This window comes from Oceanobacter antarcticus, from assembly GCF_044962685.1.
Taxonomy (GTDB): Bacteria; Pseudomonadota; Gammaproteobacteria; order Pseudomonadales; family Oceanobacteraceae; genus Oceanobacter; species Oceanobacter antarcticus.
In genome coordinates, this window is sequence record NZ_JBBKTX010000069.1 from 1 (window position 1) to 516 (window position 516).

General features: G+C 49.6%; 1 protein-coding gene. It reads left to right on the forward strand.

Annotated features, from left to right (window positions below; translation table 11 throughout):
• Window positions 1-82 precede the first annotated feature (82 nt).
• On the forward strand, window positions 83-516 hold a 434-nt coding region (locus WG929_RS20945; protein ID WP_416207617.1), incomplete at its 3' end, for a helix-turn-helix domain-containing protein.

A 516-nucleotide genomic window follows, 5' to 3' on the forward strand; every position in this document is an offset into this window, starting at 1 on the left:
TGTCCCTTAACAAAAATAAATAGAATTTATATGAGTGGTTATAGTCTACTTTGAGGAGTGCATTTTCAGGCAGAGGCAAACCATGGGACGACCAGTCAAAGTGCTCGACATCACTGACGATGAACAGGCTGAGCTCAAGCGTTGGTTGCGTAGCCGACAAATCCCTGCTGCTGAACAACAGCGAGCCAAAATCATACTGCTCAGCACAGAAGGCCTTTCAGGAAAGGTTATTGGTGAGCGGGTCGGAGTGACGGCAGAAACGGTCGGTAAATGGCGCCGTCGTTTTGAGTTGTATCGTATTGACGGCTTAACGGATGCCCCGCGCAGTGGACGCCCTCGTAGCATTCATGACGATAAAGTCGCAGAAGTCATCAACAAAACACTGCAAACCAAACCGGCAAACGCAACCCATTGGTCAACCACTCTGATGGCGAAAGAAACCGGACTGAATGCCATGGCGATCAGTCGGATATGGCGAGCCTTTGGTCTGAAGCCACATCGTCTGGAAACCTTCAA